The sequence below is a fragment of the Lentzea terrae genome, assembly GCF_003265345.1.
Taxonomy (GTDB): domain Bacteria; phylum Actinomycetota; class Actinomycetes; order Mycobacteriales; family Pseudonocardiaceae; genus Lentzea; species Lentzea terrae.
This window is the reverse complement of sequence record NZ_QFWW01000033.1, coordinates 131300-149915: the sequence shown is the minus strand read 5'-3', so window position 1 is coordinate 149915 and position 18616 is coordinate 131300. Positions and strand designations below refer to the sequence as shown.

Annotated in this window: 14 protein-coding genes; 1 reads left to right on the top strand and 13 read right to left on the bottom strand. The window is 68.6% G+C overall.

The genetic code is table 11. The features are described from left to right. Positions 1–155: 155 nt before the first annotated feature. The 3 genes from DI276_RS41725 to DI276_RS41715 all read right to left on the bottom strand — a co-directional run bounded on the left by DI276_RS41725 (position 156) and on the right by DI276_RS41715 (position 4291). Positions 156–1925, bottom strand: a complete 1770-nt coding sequence (locus DI276_RS41725; protein WP_112274341.1) for a CocE/NonD family hydrolase — start codon at positions 1923–1925, stop codon at positions 156–158. Positions 1926–2044: 119 nt separating this feature from the next. Continuing rightward, positions 2045–3163, bottom strand: coding sequence for a fatty acid desaturase family protein (locus DI276_RS41720; RefSeq protein ID WP_112274339.1), 1119 nt, complete (start codon positions 3161–3163; stop codon positions 2045–2047). Positions 3164–3235: 72 nt separating this feature from the next. Continuing rightward, positions 3236–4291: a ferredoxin reductase gene (locus tag DI276_RS41715; protein WP_112274337.1), complete on the bottom strand. Its 1056-nt coding sequence runs from the start codon at positions 4289–4291 to the stop codon at positions 3236–3238. 86 nt (positions 4292–4377) lie between these two features. On the opposite strand from DI276_RS41715, the gene DI276_RS41710 reads away from it, so the two are divergent. Further along, positions 4378–5514 (top strand): helix-turn-helix domain-containing protein, encoded by a 1137-nt coding sequence (locus tag DI276_RS41710; RefSeq protein WP_112274326.1) that lies wholly within the window; start codon positions 4378–4380, stop codon positions 5512–5514. On the opposite strand, the gene DI276_RS41705 is transcribed toward DI276_RS41710, so the two are convergent. The 10 genes from DI276_RS41705 to DI276_RS41660 form a co-directional block, all read right to left on the bottom strand. Further along, positions 5511–6167, bottom strand: a complete 657-nt coding sequence (locus DI276_RS41705; RefSeq protein ID WP_112274324.1) for a response regulator — start codon at positions 6165–6167, stop codon at positions 5511–5513. The genes DI276_RS41710 and DI276_RS41705 overlap by 4 nt on opposite strands. After that, positions 6164–7291 (bottom strand): sensor histidine kinase, encoded by a 1128-nt coding sequence (locus DI276_RS41700; RefSeq protein WP_198681241.1) that lies wholly within the window; start codon positions 7289–7291, stop codon positions 6164–6166. The genes DI276_RS41705 and DI276_RS41700 overlap by 4 nt, the downstream gene beginning before the upstream one ends. Then, entirely contained in the window at positions 7288–8115 is an 828-nt protein-coding gene (locus tag DI276_RS41695) for a CPBP family intramembrane glutamic endopeptidase (RefSeq protein WP_112274322.1), read from the bottom strand. Before DI276_RS41695 ends, DI276_RS41700 begins: the two co-directional genes overlap by 4 nt. Before the next feature lie 79 nt (positions 8116–8194). After that, positions 8195–9466, bottom strand: coding sequence for a M14 family metallopeptidase (locus DI276_RS41690; RefSeq protein WP_112274320.1), 1272 nt, complete (start codon positions 9464–9466; stop codon positions 8195–8197). Between the two features lie 77 nt (positions 9467–9543). Further along, complete coding sequence (locus tag DI276_RS41685) at positions 9544–12351, bottom strand: discoidin domain-containing protein (RefSeq protein WP_112274318.1); 2808 nt, start codon at positions 12349–12351, stop codon at positions 9544–9546. Beyond that, positions 12330–13730 (bottom strand): glycoside hydrolase family 43 protein, encoded by a 1401-nt coding sequence (locus DI276_RS41680; protein WP_112274316.1) that lies wholly within the window; start codon positions 13728–13730, stop codon positions 12330–12332. Before DI276_RS41680 ends, DI276_RS41685 begins: the two co-directional genes overlap by 22 nt. 9 nt (positions 13731–13739) lie before the next feature. Beyond that, complete coding sequence (locus DI276_RS41675; RefSeq protein WP_198681240.1) at positions 13740–16169, bottom strand: glycoside hydrolase family 127 protein; 2430 nt, start codon at positions 16167–16169, stop codon at positions 13740–13742. 3 nt (positions 16170–16172) lie between these two features. Next, positions 16173–16997, bottom strand: a complete 825-nt coding sequence (locus DI276_RS41670; RefSeq protein ID WP_112274314.1) for a hypothetical protein — start codon at positions 16995–16997, stop codon at positions 16173–16175. A gap of 10 nt (positions 16998–17007) precedes the next feature. Further along, the gene (locus DI276_RS41665; RefSeq protein ID WP_112274312.1) at positions 17008–17796 is read right to left on the bottom strand and encodes a carbohydrate ABC transporter permease; all 789 of its coding nucleotides are present in this window, start codon (positions 17794–17796) and stop codon (positions 17008–17010) included. Further along, positions 17793–18614 carry a carbohydrate ABC transporter permease gene (locus DI276_RS41660; RefSeq protein WP_112274310.1) on the bottom strand — a complete coding sequence of 274 codons (822 nt, stop codon included), beginning with the start codon at positions 18612–18614 and terminating at the stop codon, positions 17793–17795. The genes DI276_RS41665 and DI276_RS41660 overlap by 4 nt, the downstream gene beginning before the upstream one ends. Between the last annotated feature and the right edge of the window lie 2 nt (positions 18615–18616).

Genomic DNA, 18616 nt, shown 5'->3' with positions numbered 1-18616 from the left:
GCCGCCCGGTTCACGGGCGGCGCCGGCCGGCACGGTGAGTTCTAGTGCCGTAACCGCCTGCCTTTGCCCCGTATTTCGGCGTTCAGACGGGTGGATCGTGGTACCGGCGCCCTGCTGGGCGCTGAAAGACGCGGCGAAGGTAGGCGGTTACGACACTAGGTCCGCACCACTCCCCCGACGATCGGCAGCACGACCTTGCTGACACCGAGCGACACGTCCAGCGCGATACCGGAGGCGCCGGTGTCGGTGGCGACGTAACCGCTGTGGTTGGTCACGATCACGATGCCGATGCGGTGCCCGGCCGGGATCAACGCGTCACGGGCGTGCATCCGCCAGCTGACGTCAGCGGTTCCGTTGGTGGGCAACGGGGTTGACGTCTCCAGCGACGCGCGGTTCTTCGCGTCGATGGAGCCCCGGGTCAGCATGGTCGCGGTGACCGCCTGCACCGAGACGTCCGGCGGACGGGCGCAACCGGTGCGCTGCCGCAGGTCCGTTCGCGTGCAGGTCTCGGTGGAGAGCTGGATCGGCGAACGGTCGGTCAGCACGGCCTGGGTGCTCGGGCCGTAGTCCACGAGCAGCGCGGTGAGCGGGGTCGAGGGCCGGTTCGAGGCGATGCGGGCGGTGATGTGCACCTCGCCGGACAGCCGGGCGGGTTCCGTGAGCGGTGGCGTCACGTAGACGAGCCGGCGGGAGTCGGCCGTCTCCGGGTTGGCCATCATCATCGACTCGCTGAGGTTCGCGTTGTCCCGCAACGGTTGCGTCCCACCGGCGGCCGGCGTGGTGGTCAGCGAGCCCGCGAAGCCACCGGCCGCCGGACCGAAGTGCAGCGTGGTGTCCTGCGTGCCGGGCTGCGGCCAGGCGGCGTGCCGTTCCCAGCTGCCGTCGGGCCTCTGGACGTCGGCCATGGGCTCTTTCATGATCCCGTTGTCGACGCCCTTGAGCCAGTGGTCCATCCACAGGCCCATGACGCGCTGCCACTCGGCCTGGCGGAACGAGATCGGGTCCAGGTGCCCGCCGCGGTGCAGCCAGATCTTGCGCTGGACGCCCCGGTCGGCCAGCTCCTGCCACCAGCGGCCGAACTGCGACGGCTTGACGTTCCAGTCGGACTGGCCGTGCACCACGAACACCGACGCGGACACGTTCTGCGCTGTCTGGCGGTAGTCGCGGGCCTTCCAGAACGACGTGTAGTCGTAGGTCTCGTCGCCGTCCTCGCGGGAGAGCCGGTCGCGGACCGCCTGGCATTTGGCCTTCTGCGCGGCGCTGACCACGTAGTTGGCGAGGTACGTCGGGTAGTTGTTGGAGTGCGCGCCCCGGTAGGCGATGCCCTGGTCGCGGGAGTACTCGTACCAGCTGGAGATCGCCGCGATCGGCACGATCGTCTTGACGCCGGGGATGTTCGCCGCCGCCGCGGCGTTGGGCAGGGTCCCGTTGTAGGACACGCCGAGCATGCCGACGTTGCCGGTGCTCCAGCCGGCGGTCGCGGGGCTGCCGTCGGCGTAGAACGCCTTGGCGCGACCGTTGAGCCAGTCGACGACGGCGCGGACGCTCGCGGTGTCCTCCGGGCCGCCGGTGGTCGGGCAACCGGTCGAGCGCGAGGTGCCTTGCATCTCCATCTCGACGACGGCGTACCCGCGCGGCACGAAGTACTCGTCGTACCAGCGCTTGAAGCCGCGTGGCACGTTCGTCGCCATCTCCGCGCCCAGCCCGTAGTACGGACTGGCCTCCATGACGATCGGCACCTTCTCGGCGGTGTCCGGCCGCATGACGTCGGCGGCGATCCGGTCGAGCTTGCCGTCCGCGTCACTGTCGATCGTGGACTCGACGTACACCGTCTCGGTGACCGCGGCAGGGGCTGCGTCCGAGACTGGCGTGATGATCGTTCCGGTCGCGAGCAGTATCGCCACGACCACGTTGACCCTTCGCATGAGCTCCTCCGTTTGAGGGCCCGTTCACCAGCAGGGGTGGCGAATCGGGCCCTTCAACGGATCTCACCGAATGCGGCGATGTCACCGGTACGGCCGAAAGGTCTGGACAATTACCAGTTTCAGGCGGCGACGAGCTCCTTGTCGCGGCTGGGCGTCTTCACCTTGGGCTTCTTGTTCGGCAGCGAGAGCCGGAAGACCTTGCGCCACGCCGAGAACACCTGCTTGGGCAGCGGTCCGGTGACGTACTCCAGCTCGTACTTCTCGAACAGCGCGCGCACCTTCACCGCGACCTCGGCGTAGCGGTTGCTCGGCAGGTCCGGGAACAGGTGGTGCTCGATCTGGTGCGACAGGTTGCCGGTCATGAAGTGCATGGCCTTGCTGCCGCTGATGTTCGCGGAGCCCATCATCTGGCGCAGGTACCACTGGCCGCGCGTCTCGCCCTTGATGGACCGGCGCTCGAAGACCTGCACGCCCTCGGGGAAGTGCCCGCACATGATCACCGAGTGCGACCAGAGGTTGCGGATCAGGTTCGCCGTGAACGTGGCGGCGAGCGTGGTGAGGAACGACGGGCCGGACAGCAGCGGGTGGATCACGTAGTCCTTGAGCACCTGCTTGCGGATCTTGCGGCCGACCGCGCGAGCACGCGCGCGGAACTCGGGGTTCTTGCGGCGGCGCTTGTGCAGGTTCTTGCCGAGCTCCAGGTCGTACGCGGCGATGCCGTACTCGAAGAAGCACGCGTTGATGAAGTTCCACAGCGGCTGGCCGAGGTGGATCGGGTGCCACTTCTGGTCCTCGTCGACGCGCATGATGCCGTAGCCGAGGTCGTTGTCCTTGCCGATCACGTTGGTGTACTTGTGGTGCAGCTCGTTGTGCGAGTGCTTCCACTGCTCGGCGGGCGAGACGTGGTCCCAGTCCCAGGTGGAGGAGTGGATCTTCGGGTCGCGCATCCAGTCCCACTGGCCGTGCAGGATGTTGTGGCCGATCTCCATGTTGTCCATGATCTTCGCCACGGACAGGCCGGCGGTGCCGACGATCCACGCGGGCGGGAAGATCGAGAACAGCAGGATGCCGCGGCTCACCAGCTCGAGCTTGCGCTGCGCCGAGATCACCTTGCGGATGTAGGCGGCGTCCTTCTCACCTCGGCTGGCGATCACCTCGTCGCGGATCGCGTCGAGCTCGCGGCCGAGCTCCTCGATCTGCTCCTCGGTGAGGTGAGCGGTGGGGTCGATGGCGGTCATGTGGCTCGCTTTCGGGGGGACAGTGGCTGGGGGCTGGCCACTTCGCGGGAGGAGGAAGGTCTGTGGTGGTGGCTAGCGTTCGAGCTCGCACGGGCCGGCCGCGGCGGAGACGCAGGTCTGCACCAGCACTCCCGGCTCGGCCTCGGTGATCTCACCGGTGCGCAGGTCGCGGACCGCGCCTGCCTTGAGCGGCGTGCTGCAGCCGAAGCAGATGCCCATGCGGCACCCGGACGGCATGAGCACGCCTGCCTCCTCGCCGACGTCCAGCAACGGCGTGGCGCCGTCCGCGTCGACGGTCTTGCCGGTGGTGCCGAACGTGACCTGCCCGCCGTCGCCGACCACGACGACGGTGGGGCGGAAGCGTTCGGTGTGCAGGCGCTCGGCGACGCCGTGCTCGGCCCAGTGCGCTTCGGCGGCGTCGAGCAGGCCCGTGGGACCGCAGGCCCAGGTCTCGCGCTCGGCCCAGTCGGGCACCAGCTCGTCGAGACGGGTGATGTCGAGCATGCCGTCGGTGTCGGTGTGCAGCTCGGTGAGCCGCAGCTTCTTGTCCGCGACCAGGTCGTGGAGGTCGTTGCGGAAGATGACGTCCTTGGACTGCGGCGCGGAGTGCACCATGACGACGTCCTGGAACTCGGTGTCGCGCAGCATGCCCATCACGGGCGTGATGCCGCTGCCGGCCGTCAGGTAGAGCACCTTGGCGGGCTTGGTCGTCGGCAGCACGAAGTCGCCGGTGGCCTGGTCGAGCTGGATCAGCGTGCCCGGTTTCGCCCTGCGGACCAGGTAGTTGCTGACCTTGCCGTCCGGGATGGCCTTCACGGTGATCGTGATGCGACCGTCCTGGCGGTTCGTCGGCGATGTCACCGAGTAGGCGCGCCACAGACGCACACCGTCGACGTCGACGCCGACGCGGATGTACTGACCGGCCACGTGGCCTCGCCAGCCCTTGCCCGGCCTGATCACGATGGTCGCGGCGTCAGGGGTCTCCTGGTGCACGGCCTCGATGCGTCCTCGCAGGTCGGCACCTGCACGAAGCGGGCTGACCAGGTCGAGGTAGTCCGACGGCAGCAGCGGCGTCGTGACCATCTCCAGCAGTTTCCACGCCCTGCTGCGAAGGGCGGCACTCGTCATGACTCCAGCTTGATGCGCCTCAGGGCGTAAAGTCCTGTCCGCAGGACGTGAATCTGATCGACTAATTTGTTCGCGGGGAACAAAACGTGAGCCACGCAATCCGGAGAGCCACCGAACTGGCCCTCGACGAGACGACGGTCACCGCGCTGCGGGCCGCATTGAAGACCACCGCAGACGAGGTCGTCGAGGCCATCATCGACGAGGTCCCTTCCTACGCCAACGCCCTGTCCGGGCGCATGGGCGGCACCATCCGCCGGGCCGTCCGCACGGCGCTGGGACACTACCTCGACCTGGCCAGCGGCATCGCCACGGGCGGCGACGCCGGCGACGCAGCCTACGAGCTCGGCCGGGGCGAGGTGCGCGACGGCCGCTCGATGGACGCCCTGCTCAGCGCCTACCGCGTGGGCGCCCGCGTGGCCTGGCGAGGCCTGGCCGCCGGCGCCGTACCGGCCGGTCTGCCCGCCGCAGAGGTGGCGAAGTTCGCCGAGCTGACCTTCGCCTACATCGACGAGCTCTCGGCCGCCAGCGCCGCGGGCCACGCCGACGAACTGGCCGCGCGGGGCCTCGCGCACGAGCGCCACCTGGAACAACTGGCCCGTGACCTGCTCTCCGGTGCCGGCACCGACGTCCTGCTGGCCTCCGCCCAACGCGCCGGCTGGCAGCCGCCCGTCTCGCTGACCGCGGTCCTGCTGCCCGCCGCCCAGGCCCGTCCCGCATATCGGCTCTTGGATCCGAGCACCCTGGTCCTGGACGACCTGCCGGACGCCGTTGGCGTGCTGCTCGTGCCCGACGCCGACCGTGCACATCTCTTGCGGCAGTTGACCGACCGTGACGCCGTCGTCGGCCCAGCCCGGCCGTGGGCCCGTGCGTCCGCTTCCTACGCACGTGCCGTACGCGCGCGTTCGCTCTCCCCCGACATCCGCGACACCGAGGAGCACCTCGCCGAGTTGGTGCTGACCGCTGACGTGGACGCCTACTCCGACCTGCGCACGCGCGCGCTCGCACCGTTGCGGACGCTGCCGGCCGGCACGGCGCGGCGACTGGAGGAGACGCTGCGCGCGTGGCTGCTGCACCAGGGCAGGAGGGATGAGGTCGCGACGACGTTGTTCGTGCACCCGCAGACCGTTCGCTACCGGATGTCGCAGCTGCGCGAGCTGTTCCCGGATCTCGGTTCACCGCAACGGGTTCTCGAACTCACGCTCGCGGTCGGACTGCGTCCCTAGCTGACCAGGCCGTTGCGGTAGGCGTAGACGACGGCCTGCACCCGGTCCCGCAAGTCGAGCTTGGTCAGGATGCGCGACACGTACGTCTTCACCGTTTCCTGGCTGATCACCAGCGCGGCGGCGATCTCGCTGTTGGACAGGCCTTCCGCGATGAGCCGGAGCACCTCGAGCTCGCGCGGTGCGAGCGGGCCCGCCACCCCTGGCTCGGCGGGCCGGATGCGCGCCGCGTACCGGCCGACGAGCTGGCGGGTCACCTCGGGCGCGAGCAGGGCGGCCCCGCTCGCGACGGTCCTGATGCCGTGCAGCAACTGCGCCGGTGGGGCGTCCTTGAGCAGGAAGCCGCTGGCACCGGCGCGCAACGCCTCGTAGACGTACTCGTCGAGGTTGAACGTCGTCACCACGAGCACCTTGACCGGGTCGGCCACGCCGGCGCCCGCCAGCAGCCTGGTCGCCTCGATGCCGTCGAGCACCGGCATCCGCACGTCCATGACCACCACGTCCGGTGCGAGCCGGGCCGCGAGGTCGACCGCGGCCCGGCCGTCGGCGCACTCCCCCACCACGGTGAGGTCGGGCTGCGCGTCGATGATCGTGGCGAACCCGGTGCGGATGAGCGCCTGGTCGTCGCAGACCAGCACGCGGACCGGTGCGGTCACGCCGGGTTTCCCGCGGGGATGCGGGCGCGGACCACGAAGCCGCCGTTCTGCTGTCCCGCGGAGAACTCGCCGCCCAGCACGTCGACCCGCTCGCGCAACCCGGCCAGGCCCCTGCCGCTGCCACCGGACGCCGCGGACGCCCGGACGCCTTCCGTGCCGACCTCCACGGTGATCTCCTTCTCGCCGTACCGCACGCGAACGGTCGTCGGACTGCCGTGCGCGTACTTGAGGGCGTTCGTCAACGCCTCCTGCACCACGCGGTAGGCGACGGCCTCGGCACTGCCCGCGTCCCGCGCCGCCGTTCCCTCCTCGGCGAACTCCACCGGCTGACCTGCCTGCCTCGTCTGCTCGACGAGGGTGGTCAGCGAACCGATCGAGAAGGTGCTGTGATCGGGGTTCAGCAGGTCCAGCAGGTGCCGCAGGTCGGTGAGCGAGCGCCGCCCGGTGTCCGTGATCGTCTGCAACGTCTGGTCCAGCCGGTCCGGCGACGCGGTCAGGTACCGCGCCGCCTCCGCCTGCACCACCATCGCGGTCACGTGGTGGGTCACCACGTCGTGCAGCTCGCGGGCGATCGAGGTCCGCTCCGCGACGCGGGTGGCCTCGGCGACGTGCCGGCGGCGTTCGGCCTCCGCCTTGCGGGACAACCGCAGCCAGGCGCCGATGCCCCACGCCGCGGCCAGCGCCAGGTAGAACGTGACGAACCCGGCCACCCCCTCGGTCGACCCCTCGCGGTCCAGTGCGACGGCCAGCACCGCGTACGCGACCGTCGCCGTGATCACCGTGGTGCGCCGGTGGTGCGCCAGGTGCAGGCCGGTGCTGATCAGCGCGATCGGCAGGGCCGTACCGGCGACGGTGTGGTAGCCGCGCAGCTGGTCGACCGCGAACGCGACCGACACCAGCGCGAGGCAGACCAACGGCCAGCGCCGGCGCACGACCAGCGGCAGGCATTCGAGCGCGATCACCGCGGCGGCCAGCGCGTCCATCGGCCGGCCAGGCAGCTCGCCGAGCTGGGTGCCACGGTTGTGCAGCGCGGGGATCAGCGAGGCGAGCACCAACGCCAGCGCGAGCGGGGCGTCCTGGACCGTGACGTCCCAGCGGCGCCACCGGCTGATCACGCGGCTCACCCGGCGAGCGTAGCGGCCGGCGTCGCGCGACCCCGGCGCGGTACGACGTTGCCCCTGCGCTTGGCCAGCCACAGGAAGACCGCCGTCAGCACCACACCGGCCAGCAGCGAGTAGATGCTCGCCTCCGGGCCGAACGCCCCGCCGCTGACGAGGGAGGGTCCGGACGTCGCGGCGTCCAGCAGACCCTGCGGAGCGTCCGTGCCGGAGACGCTCGTGCTGAAGAGACCGCCCTGGGCGAAGTTCCAGCCGAAGTGCACCCCGATCGGCACCCACAGGTTGCGCGTGGCGGCGTAGACCGCGGCGAGCAGGAAGCCCGCCTCGACCGCGATGGCCAGGGCGCTCCACAGCGTGGCGTTCGGGTTGAACACGTGCGCCAGCCCGAACAGCAACCCGGTGAGCGCCAACGAGATCCACGTGCCGAGACGTTCCTCGGCGATGCGGAAGAGGACGCCGCGGAACAACACTTCCTCCGTCACCGAGGCGGCCGCCGCGAAACCGAAGATCGCGACGGCGCCCCCGACCGAACCCCAGCCGCGCACCTCGTAGCCGCCGAGGAAGTAGATGTTCACGAGCACGGCCACGAACATCGCGAGTCCGATGAGGACACCCCGGCCGAGAGCGGCCGGGGCACCCTTCAGCGCGACCTCGACCGGCTCCCGGCGTTCGGTCCGGCGCACCACCCAGGCGTACGCCACGAGCGTCAGTGCCGCCGTGGCGAGGCCGAGGACCAGCGTGGGCACCGGTGTCCAGCCCATCGCCTGGACACCGGCACTGCCGGCCAGTGCCACCAACACGACCACTACGAGCTGCTTCACGAATCGCATGACCAGGAACGCTAGGGATTTCGCGGTCTCGCGACGTCACCGCTCGGTGGACATCTGCACGTAGCTCGCACGGGGGACATCAGCAGTACTGCGCCTCCTTCCCGATGGCCTCGTACGGACAGTCGGCGCGGTCCAGCAGCTGCAGCACCGCCTCCTTGTTGCGGGCGGTCTGCGCCGGAATCACCTCGTCGGGCGGGTAGAACCCACCCCCGCCGCCGGAAGAGCCCGGATACATCTCGAACGTGTACGAGAACACGCCCTGCGAACCCCACAACCAGTCCCGGATCGAGCCGTCGGTGATGTAGAGATCGCTGGCCTGCTGCGGCGTGTACCCGTTGGTGCCTGCCATGGACTGGCCGATCGTGGCGAACGTGTCGCGTTGATCCTTCGTCATGCCGGGCGCGACGTCGTCGTAGGTCCACCCGAACGGCCACATGACGAGCTCGCTGTAGGTGTGGAAGTCGATCGACGCCTTGATCTGCTGCTTGCCGCCGACGACGCGGCTGCGCACGAAGTCGGCGACGACCTTCACCTCCGGCGCCGACTCGGCTCGCGCGCCGCGGTACGTGTCACTGCTCGGGCTCCCGGACGAACCACCGCAGCAGCCCCACTTGAACGACCAGTTGCGGTTGAGGTCCGTGCCGATCGCCGTGGAACCGGTGTTGGGCTGCCGGTTCTTGCGCCAGCTGCGGTAGCTGCCGGTCGCGATGTCGTACTCGCCGCCATCAGGGTTGACGTCGGGCACGATCCAGATCTCGCGCGAGTCGACCAGGGCCCGCACTCGCGGCTCGGTCGACTCGGTGAACAGCTTCACCAGGTACAGCGCCATTTCGACGGTCAGGTGCTCGCGCGCGTGCTGGTGCGCGGTGAACAGCACCTCCGGCTCGTTCTCGTCCACGGCCACGTTGTCGCTGATCTTCAACGCGACGATCTCGCGGTTCTGGTACGAGCGGCCGATGACCCGCTTGCTCAGCACGCCGGGATAGCGGGCGACCGCCTGGTCGATCTCGGCGGTCATCTCGGCGTAGTTGTGGTAGTTCGCGTCTCTCGCCGGGAAGTCGAACGGCCCGACCGCCGCGCCGTCCTCGGTCCGCGTGGGCACCTCCTCGACGCCGAAACCTTGTGCTCTCATGGCACGGACCTCGGCCTTGGTCGCCGTGACCACGACCGTGCCGTGCTCCTCGACCTCGTCAATCGCAGCACCGATGCGGGCGATCTGGCTGCGCTGCTCGACAGTGCGCACACCGCTGACGGCGTAGGCAGCTGTGCCGTTCTCGGCTGGTGCCGCGAGCGACGGGGTGGCGATGGTCGCGAGGGCGATGGTGAAGACCAGGACTCTTCGTTTACCCATGCCTCAGCACGGTCCCAGGAACGCGCGGTGGCGGGCAGGGCCGTTCGGGCGGACCCGAACGGCCCACGCCGCGGTGATCAGTAGGCCTTGATCTCGGTCAGCCCGGTCTTGAAGCCCGCAGCGTGCGTCATCACCACCCGCAGCCGCTGGGTGTTCACGGGGTTGAACTTCACGAGGTTGTAGTTGGCGCGCGGAACCGCAGGTGTCCTGGTCTGCGCACCAACGTCCGCCCACGCACTGCCGTTCCACTGCTGGACCGCGTACGAGGCAGGCGCCCGGTACCGGTTTCCCGCCCGGTCGTCGCGGAAGTACAGCCGCACCTCGCTGACCGAGCGCACCTGGCCGAAGTTCAGCTCGTACCAGTCGGATCCGTTGGGCGAGCCGGACGAGCCCCAGATCGGTTCGTTGGTCGGGAACCCGTCCACCGCGGCGCCGACCGAGGTGCCGGACGCGGTGTAGGAGGCCGACGGACCGGTGGCCAGGTTCGGCCGGGAAGAGGTCAAGTCCACGCCGGCCTTGGCGAACACATCGACCACTCGCGGGCTGTTCTGCACGACGTCACGTGGCGCGCGCACGCCGGGAGCCGCCGACTGGTAGACCACGGAACCGCCGGACGGCAGCGTAACGGAACCGGAAACCGGGTCGTAGAGCACGCGCGTCAGCCGGTCCACGGTGAAGGCGCGCGTTCCGTTCAGGTATACGGAATAGCCCTGCGGGACACCGTTGTAGCGGGGCACGCCGTCGGCCGGGTCGTCCCACACGACGCTGAGGTCCGCGTTGCGGTGCCGCAGGTTGTTGACCGCGAAGTGCGACCAGCCGATGTTGATCGGCGAGAGCTCGATCAGGCCGTCGGTGCGCGGACGCAGGCCGGCGGCATCCTCGATGACGGTCCAGTTGCTGCTGCCGAGGATGTTGTGGTGGATCCACGACCGGTACTGGATCGTGCTGCCGTTCCAGTCCGCCCAGAACTCGTTGGCGTCCGGCCACTGCGTGTTGCCGCCCACGTACTGCGCCCAGGCGTTCCAGTACAGCAGCTTCTTGTAGTCCTCCGCCGTCATCCACTGGTTCGGGTAGTTGCGCAGCACCGAGGAGTACAGCCGGAACTGCACGGTCGAGTTGATCGTGGAGAAGTTGTTCGAGCCGGGATGTCCCGCGTTCGCCGCTTCCTGCTTGTCCTTCTGGTTGGCCGTGTAGAACGGGAACACCGGGTACTCGGCCGGCTGGGCGAAGAGCCGCAGCGCCTGCTTGTACTGGTCGGTCGAAGGCATCAGGCCGACGGAGAACGGGTAGTAGTTGTTGATCTCCTTCCACGGCACGTGCGCGTTCGTGGGCACGTGCTTGTGCTCCAGCAGCTGCCGCGACGGGTTCCACAGAGTGTTGATCACGCCGGAACGGATTCGGTCGGCGAGCGCCTGCATCTCGGCGGCTTTGGCGGAGTTCCCCGCCAACGTGTAGGCCTGTTGTGCGGCAACGGTTCCGGACCACACATACGCGGTCTCCGCGCGGTCCATCCTGCCCGGCCGCCAGTGGAACGACACCGCGTCGGCGTCGTTGCCGGTGAGCGCGCCCCAGTCGTACTCGATCACGCCGTTGTTGTTGGTGTCGTAGTAGGACAGTTGGCCCTTGGCGTCGCCTTCCGCGTAACGCGCCAGCTGCGCGGCGATGGAGGGCTGGCCGCCATGGATCTGGTAGCTGCGCCACGCCGCCTCGGACACGTACTGGGTGTAGGAGTTCGACCAGTTCTCCGGATCGCCGGGGTTGTCCATGAACCGGCCACCACGGGACGTCTGGCCGATCGAGAGCCACGGGCCGTACGAGTAGACGGGATCCCGCAGGTACTTCAGATCGTCGATGTGCATCGGCTGGGTCAGCACAATCGCGTTGTTGTAGCCCGTGACACCCTCGATCGACACGGGGAACTGGTAGTCCTGACCGGGGATGTCGACGTCGAGGTGGTTGAAGCGCATCAGCCACCAGCGGTAGTAGATGCTCTTCTTGATCGCCGGGTCCGGCACGTCGATGTACGGGATGTTGTCGGCCCACCAACGGTTGTACGCGCGCACGTGTGTCGCGAACGCGGAAGACGGCGAGTAGCCCCGGTACGCCTCGTACTCAGCCGAGGCCTCCGGGATCTCGGTCGTCGGGAAGCCCATGACCACCTTGGTGGACACGGTCTGCCCGGCGCCGACCGTCACCGAACGGTCCAGGCCGCCGTTGTTGACGTTGAAGCCGTCACCGGCGAGGCGCGGCCGGATCGTGGTGAGGTTGTTCTTCACTGGCCGGCTGCCGGTGAGTTCACTCCCGGAAGCTGTTGTCGCGTAGGGCGAGGTGGCCCGCAGTTGCAACGTCGCTGACGCGCCGCCGGTGTTGACGACGGACAGGTTGGTGACCGCGACGTTGTTGTGGGTGATGAACTTCGTCATCTCCACCCGGATCGAGCCGCTGGTGAAGACGCTCTTGTAGTGGCTGGGTTTCTGCACTCGCGAGGAGACCTGCTCGGTGAAGGTGCCGGGCGACACCGCGACCTGGTAGGCGTTCTGGCCGCTGATGTCGTCCCAGTACGCGGACCGGCCGCCGAAGCCGATCACGCCGGGGTTGTGCGTGTACATGAACAGCCCGCGGCCGCGCGTCATCAGGAAGTTCCCGGACGGGTCGTTGCCGGGACGAGCGAGCAGCCGGTCCATCCAGAAGTCGGTGCCGCCGCTCTCGGCGTCGTAGATCGCGCGCATGGTGCTGCCGGTGTTGTACTCGACCGGAGGCGCGGGGATCGACGGGCCGGTGAACGCCGGATAACCGATCATCTGCGCGGCCGAGGCCGGACCGAGCCCGGCAGCGACCAGCACCACGGCCAGCACGGGTGCCGTCAGGCGGCGAAGGCTTGCCATTCCAGGACTCCCGTCGAGAGGCCGGTCTTCGCGGTGATGTCCAGCCGCAACCGGGTGGTGGACACGGTGGAGAAGGTGCTGGTGTTGAAGGTGTTCGCGGCCGTCCCGCACCCGCCGGGCAGGTCGGCGTAGGCGCTGCCGGTCCAGTACTGCAGGCGGCAGGAGGCGGGCAGGTCGATGCCCTGGTCGTCGTCGAACCAGTAGACGGCCGAACGGTTGACCGAACGCGCGGACGGCCAGGTGTACTCGAGCCACTGCGTGCCCTGCTCCGGCCAGTTGCCGTAGACGAGGTTCGAGCGGTCCGCTGAACTCGACGGCGTCGCACCGTTGTTGACGGCGGCGAGGTTCTCCCAGGGCGACACGTACGACGTGCTCGCCGTGGCGCTCAACGCGATATTGCCGCCTCCCCCACCACCAGGATTCGGCGGTGGACCGGCAACCGTCTGGACGACCCGCTGCATCGTGCCGTCGGCGTTGAAGTGCAACAGATCCACGGCCACGGACCGGCGGAAGTTGCCACCACCGGGCGCCTGAGCGTTGTGGTAGACCATGTACCACTGGCCGTTGAACTGCGCGACGCCCGCGTGGTTGGTGGTCGACGAGACCTGGCCGAGCACCACACCGCGGTGCGTCCACGGCCCCATCGGGTTCGTGGCGGTGGCGTAGCGCTGGCAGGCGTAGCTGGACGACGTGACACAGCCACCGGTGTCGTTGGCCGCGTAGATCATGTAGTAGAGACCGTTGCGCTTGAACATGAACGGCGCTTCCCAGAAGTTCGCGAGCCCCTGCGGCGTCACGGCAGGGCCGTCCAGCTCGATCATGTTCGGCTTGAGCTTCGCCGCCCGCGCGCCCCAGTAGCTGCCCCAGTAGAGGTAGGCCTGGCCGTCGTCGTCGGTGAAGACCGTCGGGTCGATGTTGAGCCCGGACGAGTTGGGCGTGCTGTCGCTGATCAGCGGCGCGCCCTTGGCGTCGGTGAACGGCCCGAGCGGGCTGTCGCCGACCGCCACGCCGATGTCCATCCAGCCGGCGCCGTTGCCGTTGACCGAGGTGTACCAGTAGTACTTGCCGTTCCTGGGTTCCACCTCGCTGGCCCAGGCGTCCGCACCGGCCCAGCGGAACGTGCCGATGTTCGCCCTGGCACCGTGGTCGGTCCAGGTAGCGGCGTCGGTCGAGGACAGCACCCGCCACTCGCGCATCAGGAAGTTCTGCTGGCCCGCCGCGGCTTCGTCGCGGCCGGCGTGGATGTACATCGTGTTGCCGACGACCAGCGGAGCCGGGTCGGCGGTGTAGACCGAGGTGATGATCGGGTTGGCCGCTTGCGCGGGCGTTGCCGCGACTACGAGTGCGATCGCGGCCCCGAGCAGGGGTAGGGCGCGCATCGATCCTCCTTATGTACCGGTGGAGTGGAGGTTCGCGACCTCTGCGGCGGTGAGGGCGCGGCCGTAGACGCGGAAGGAGTCCACGGCGCCGTCGAGATACGGGTCGTTCGCGTACTGGGAGCGCCCGATCCAGTTCTGCGTGGTGCTGCCGATCCGCGACGTCAGCGCGGAGTTGCGCGCGACCTCGGCGCCGTTGACGTACAGCACGCCGAGATCGCCGTTCTGCGTCACCGCAACGTGCGTCCACACGCCCTGCGGAAGCGCGGCCGATGCGTTGATCTGCTGCTCAGCGCCCGCACCGCCACTAGTGATCGCGAACCGCGCACCACCGGCTGAACTGCGCGGCGTCAGGAAGGCGTACGTCCCGGTGCCGGACCCGAAGTCGAACACCCGCGACCAGGTCGTCACGGCGTCCAGCCGCACCCAGGTGGCGACGCTGAACGAGAGCGCACCGGCGAGCAACCCCGACGGCAGCGCGACGTGCGCACCCGAGCCGGACAGGTCGACCGCCTGCCCGTTCCGGCCGGTCGTGAAGGCCGCACCACCCGCGAGCGTGGCAGTCAAGCCGTTGCCCGTGGCGTCGTTCGCATTGCCGTCGAACGGGTAGTGCGCGATGAACGGTGACGTCTCGGCGACGGTCCAATAGACGGTGTAGCGCTGCCCGTGGACCTTGTAGAACGGCAGCAGCGTCACCTGGCCGGTGCTCGCCGAAGCCGTGTACTGCAACGGTGTCGAGGTCGCCCTCAAAGAAGAAGGTTGCAGCACTGGCATCGACGACAGGTTGTTCGTGCCGTAGGCGCCCGCCAGCACGATCGGCCCGTGCCGGACCGCCTGCACCGCGCGGTTGTCCGGAGCGGACTCGCGGTGCAGCGCCATCGGCAGACTGAGCTCCACGACGTCGCCGTTCGACCAAGTTCGGTTGATCGAGGCGTACGAACCCGGCGTGACCGACGGCTGCGGTGTCCCGTTGACGCGGATCTGCGCGTCCGCGGCCCAGCTGGGGATGCGCATGCGCAGCTCGAACGTCCCGGACCCGGTGATCGTCAGTTTCGTGGCCGCGGTCTCCGGGAAGGAGGTGTCCTGTCGCACGGTGAATCCTCGCCAGTTCACCGTCGAGGCGATGAACAGGTTGACGTATAAAGTGGTGCCGGAGTGGGCGTAGATGCGGCCGGTGTGGCAGGTGTTCGTCTCCATCCCAGTGTCGTGGCAGCAGGTGAAGTTGTCGTAGTCGTTGCTGTACGTGCGGATCCCGCCGGGCCGCAACGGCGTGTAGTAGCTGTGGTGGCCGTGCGACGAGTTCGGGTTCTGCGCGCCCAGCAGATGGTTGTAGAGCGTCTTCTCGTAGAAGTCGAAGTACCGCGCGTCGGCGGGGTTGCCGCGGAACAGCTGCGCGGTGAGCTTCAACATGTTGTAGGAGTTGCACGACTCGCAGGTGGTGTCGGACAGTTCGGACGCGATCCGGCCGGGCGCCTTGAAGTACTCGCCGTTGGAGTTGCCGCCGATCGCGTAGCTGTGCGCGCCGACGACGAACTCCCAGAAGTTGCTCGCGATGTCGCGGTAGCGGGCCGTGCCCGTCGCGTGGTACTCGCGGATCGCCCCGATCGCCTTCGGGATCTGGGTGTTGGCGTGATAACCGTTCAACGCGTCCCGGTTCTGCGCCAGCGGGTCGAAGATCTCCGCGTGGTCGAAGTACTGGGCGGTGGTGAGGTGCTGGGGATCGCTGCTGAGCTGGTAAAGGTTGGCCAGCACCTCGTTCATGCCGCCGAACTCGGTGCGCAGCATGCTCTGCCGCTGGGCGTAGGTCAGCCTGCCGTTGCGCGTGGCCGCCCACGCCGCCATGCGGTTCAGCACGGTGAGCGCCTGGGCGTTGCCCGCCAGCAGGTGCATGTCCAGCAGCCCGGCGAAGACCTTGTGCAGGGTGTAGTAGGGCGCCCACACCTGCTGACCGGTCTCGACCCGCTGGATGAAGCTCTCCGGGAACGCCGAGAGGTAACCGGCGGTGTAGCCCGCGGTCGTGGCCCGGTCCTGGCAGATCGCCAGCTGCGCGACGAGCTGGTCGCCTTTGGTCTTGAACGCGGTGTCGCCGGTGCTCGCGTACGCCTGGGCCAGCGCGGTCAGCAGGTGCCCGGTGGAGTGCCCGCGCAGCTCGGTCGTGGGCGACTCCCACCCTCCACAGGGGACGGCCGTGGAGTTCAGCCCGACGTTGAGCCGGAACGTGTGCAGCAGCCGGTCGAGGTTGAGGAACCGGAGGTAGGCGTGGGTGCGGAGGGTGTTGTCCCGGAACGGTCCTGGCAGCAGGGACACCGACCCGAGAGGGAAGAGCTCGGCGGACACCCCGAAGTCGGGGCGGGCCGCGGCGAGCGCGCGTGCGGGCAACGCCGCCGCCGCAACGGCGAACGCGCCCGCACGCAACACAGTGCGTCGAGAGGGGGTGATCACGGCTTAGTACCCGTACCGGTTCTTCAGGTGCCGCCACCAGTCGCGCAGCATCCACCGGTCGAACTCGGTGATCACCGTGGAGCTGCCGGCCTTCATGATGAACCCGCCGACCCCGCTGGGTGTCCAGTCGTAGAAGTCGTCCAGCCCGAACGTGTGGCCGACCTCGTGCAGGAAGATGTGCACGTCCGACGAGTTCAGGTTGTTCATGAAGTACTCGCTGCCGACCCGCTGGCCCCAGTCACCGCCGGCCCCGCCGCCGAAGCCGGCCGTGAGCCACAACGACTGGTCGTAGTGCCGCGCGACGCCACCGGGGCAGCGCGGGTACGTGCCGTTGCGGTTGAAGAACCTGCCGCAGCCTTCCGCGCACTGCGGGGCGTTCTCCCGGATGTCGTTGACGTAGATGTCGACTGAGTTGTCGTTCCACTTCAACTGGTTGCGGTCGCGGACGGCCCAGCCGACCACCTTGATCGGCACGGACGCGTACGGGAAGTGGTTGTGGCCCGCCATCGCGTCCATCCACTTCTTGTACTGCCGGGCGAGCTGGGCGTGCACGGCGTCGCGTTGCTGCGCCGTCACCGGCTGGGGCGAGTCCCAGCGCACGCAGAAGTTCAGGTAGCCCTTGTTCACGAAGAGCTGGTCCCACCCGTAGTTGCGGAAGCCGTAGAGGTTGCCGTAGGTGCTCTCCACGTGCTGCCAGACCTGGTTCAGCGGGGTCACCAGGTTCGCGGGCGGGGTCCAGCCGTGGTCCGCTCTCGCGGGAGACGCCACGCTCGCCGTCATCACCGCCGCGAACACCGCGGCCGTAAATCCTTTCCAGAATCGGCTCATGCCGACCTCCTCAACCTTTCAGGGCACCTGAGGTGAACCCTCGGACGTAGCTGCGTTGCATGAACGCGAAGAGCACCAGGCAGGGCACCGCCATGAAGACCACACCGGCTTCCAGTGCGGCGTAGTCGATCGAGCCGTGGCTCGCGGTCCGCATGTTGACCACGGCGACGATCGCGGTGAACTTGCTGGTCGAGTTGAGCAGGATCAACGGGGCGAAGAACTCGCTCCACGACGAGAGGAACGCGAACAGCCCCACGGTGACCAGACCGGGCCGCACGGCGGGCAGCATGATCCGCACCAGCGTGCCGAAGCTGGAACACCCGTCGACGCGGGCCGACTCCTCCAGTTCGATCGGCACGGCCTCGAAGCTGTTGCGCATCATGAAGACCGAGAACGGCAGCTGGAAGACGATCAGCACCAGGCTGAGGCCGATCAGCGAGTCCTCCAGCCCGAGCCAGCCCAGCAGCACGTACAGCGCGATCAGGATCGTCGCGTACGGCACCATCAGGATCGCGAGCGTGAGCAGGAACAGCAGGTTCCGGCCGGGAAAGCGGAACCGGCCGAACGCGTAGCCCGCGAACGTCGACACGACCAGCGTGCCGGCCACGGTCAGCGCGCTCACGATCACGCTGTTCAGCACGTGCACCGGGCGGATTCCGTTGGCGGAGCTGAAGAGCCGCGCGTAGTTCTCCAGGCCGAACCCGGTGTCCGTGCGCACGGACGCCCAGCCGCTCCACACCAGCGGGAACAGGAACAGGATCGCGAGGGCGGTGCCCGTGAAGTAGTAGGAGGTCCTCATGCCGACCTCCTGCGCAGCACAGCGAGCTGAACCGAGCTCACGACGGCCAGCAACACCAGCAGCACCACCGAGATCCCGGCCGCCGACCCGAGGTCCAACCGCACGAACGCCTCCCGGTAGATCACCATCACCAGCGACGTCGTGCTGTTGTCCGGCCCGCCGCGGGTCAGGATCCAGAACTGGTCGAACGCGAGCAGGGAACCGGTGATCATCATCGTGAGCACCAGCGCGATCGTCGGCCGCATCAACGGCACGGTGATCCGCCCGAACAGCTGCCACCGGGTCGCGCCGTCGATCCGCGCGGCCTCGTAGACGTCGAGCGGGATGGCCTGCAGCCCCGTGAGCAGGATCAGCATGTTGAACCCCGCGAACCGCCACAGCACGAGCAACACGGCCGAACCGAGGGCCGGGCTGTCACCGCCCGACGGCACCGGGCCGATCTCGTCGCTCAGCAGGCCGAGGAACAGCAGCGAGGCGCTGGCGAACCCCACCGCCATCGGCAGGAAGAACGCGGTGCGGAAGAACCCGACGCCCGGCCTGCGGTTCTGCACCAGCAACGCGAGCCCGAACGCGATGGCGAGCAGCAACACCGTGATGAGCACCGTGTACTGCACGGTGAACCAGGCCGCGTCGCGCAACAGGGCGTTGTCCCCGATCGCGGTGTAGTTGGCCGGTGCGTTGAACCGGGGCTTGCCGAGCAACGGCCAGCGGTGCAGCGACATCCACGCGACGAGCAGCAGCGGAACCACGAAGAACAACCCCACCAGCAGCGCCGCCGGCGTGGCGTAGAGGGCTCCGCTGACCGCTCGCCTGCGCACGG

Coding starts and splice junctions, on each gene's coding strand:
- DI276_RS41680 (WP_112274316.1), bottom strand. CDS start 13,730: ATGCGCGCCCTACCCCTGCTCGGGGCCGCGATCGCACTCGTAGTCGCG.
- DI276_RS41720 (WP_112274339.1), bottom strand. CDS start 3,163: ATGACCGCCATCGACCCCACCGCTCACCTCACCGAGGAGCAGATCGAG.
- DI276_RS41690 (WP_112274320.1), bottom strand. CDS start 9,466: ATGGGTAAACGAAGAGTCCTGGTCTTCACCATCGCCCTCGCGACCATC.
- DI276_RS41715 (WP_112274337.1), bottom strand. CDS start 4,291: ATGACGAGTGCCGCCCTTCGCAGCAGGGCGTGGAAACTGCTGGAGATG.
- DI276_RS41725 (WP_112274341.1), bottom strand. CDS start 1,925: ATGCGAAGGGTCAACGTGGTCGTGGCGATACTGCTCGCGACCGGAACG.
- DI276_RS41695 (WP_112274322.1), bottom strand. CDS start 8,115: ATGCGATTCGTGAAGCAGCTCGTAGTGGTCGTGTTGGTGGCACTGGCC.
- DI276_RS41685 (WP_112274318.1), bottom strand. CDS start 12,351: ATGGCAAGCCTTCGCCGCCTGACGGCACCCGTGCTGGCCGTGGTGCTG.
- DI276_RS41670 (WP_112274314.1), bottom strand. CDS start 16,997: ATGAGCCGATTCTGGAAAGGATTTACGGCCGCGGTGTTCGCGGCGGTG.
- DI276_RS41665 (WP_112274312.1), bottom strand. CDS start 17,796: ATGAGGACCTCCTACTACTTCACGGGCACCGCCCTCGCGATCCTGTTC.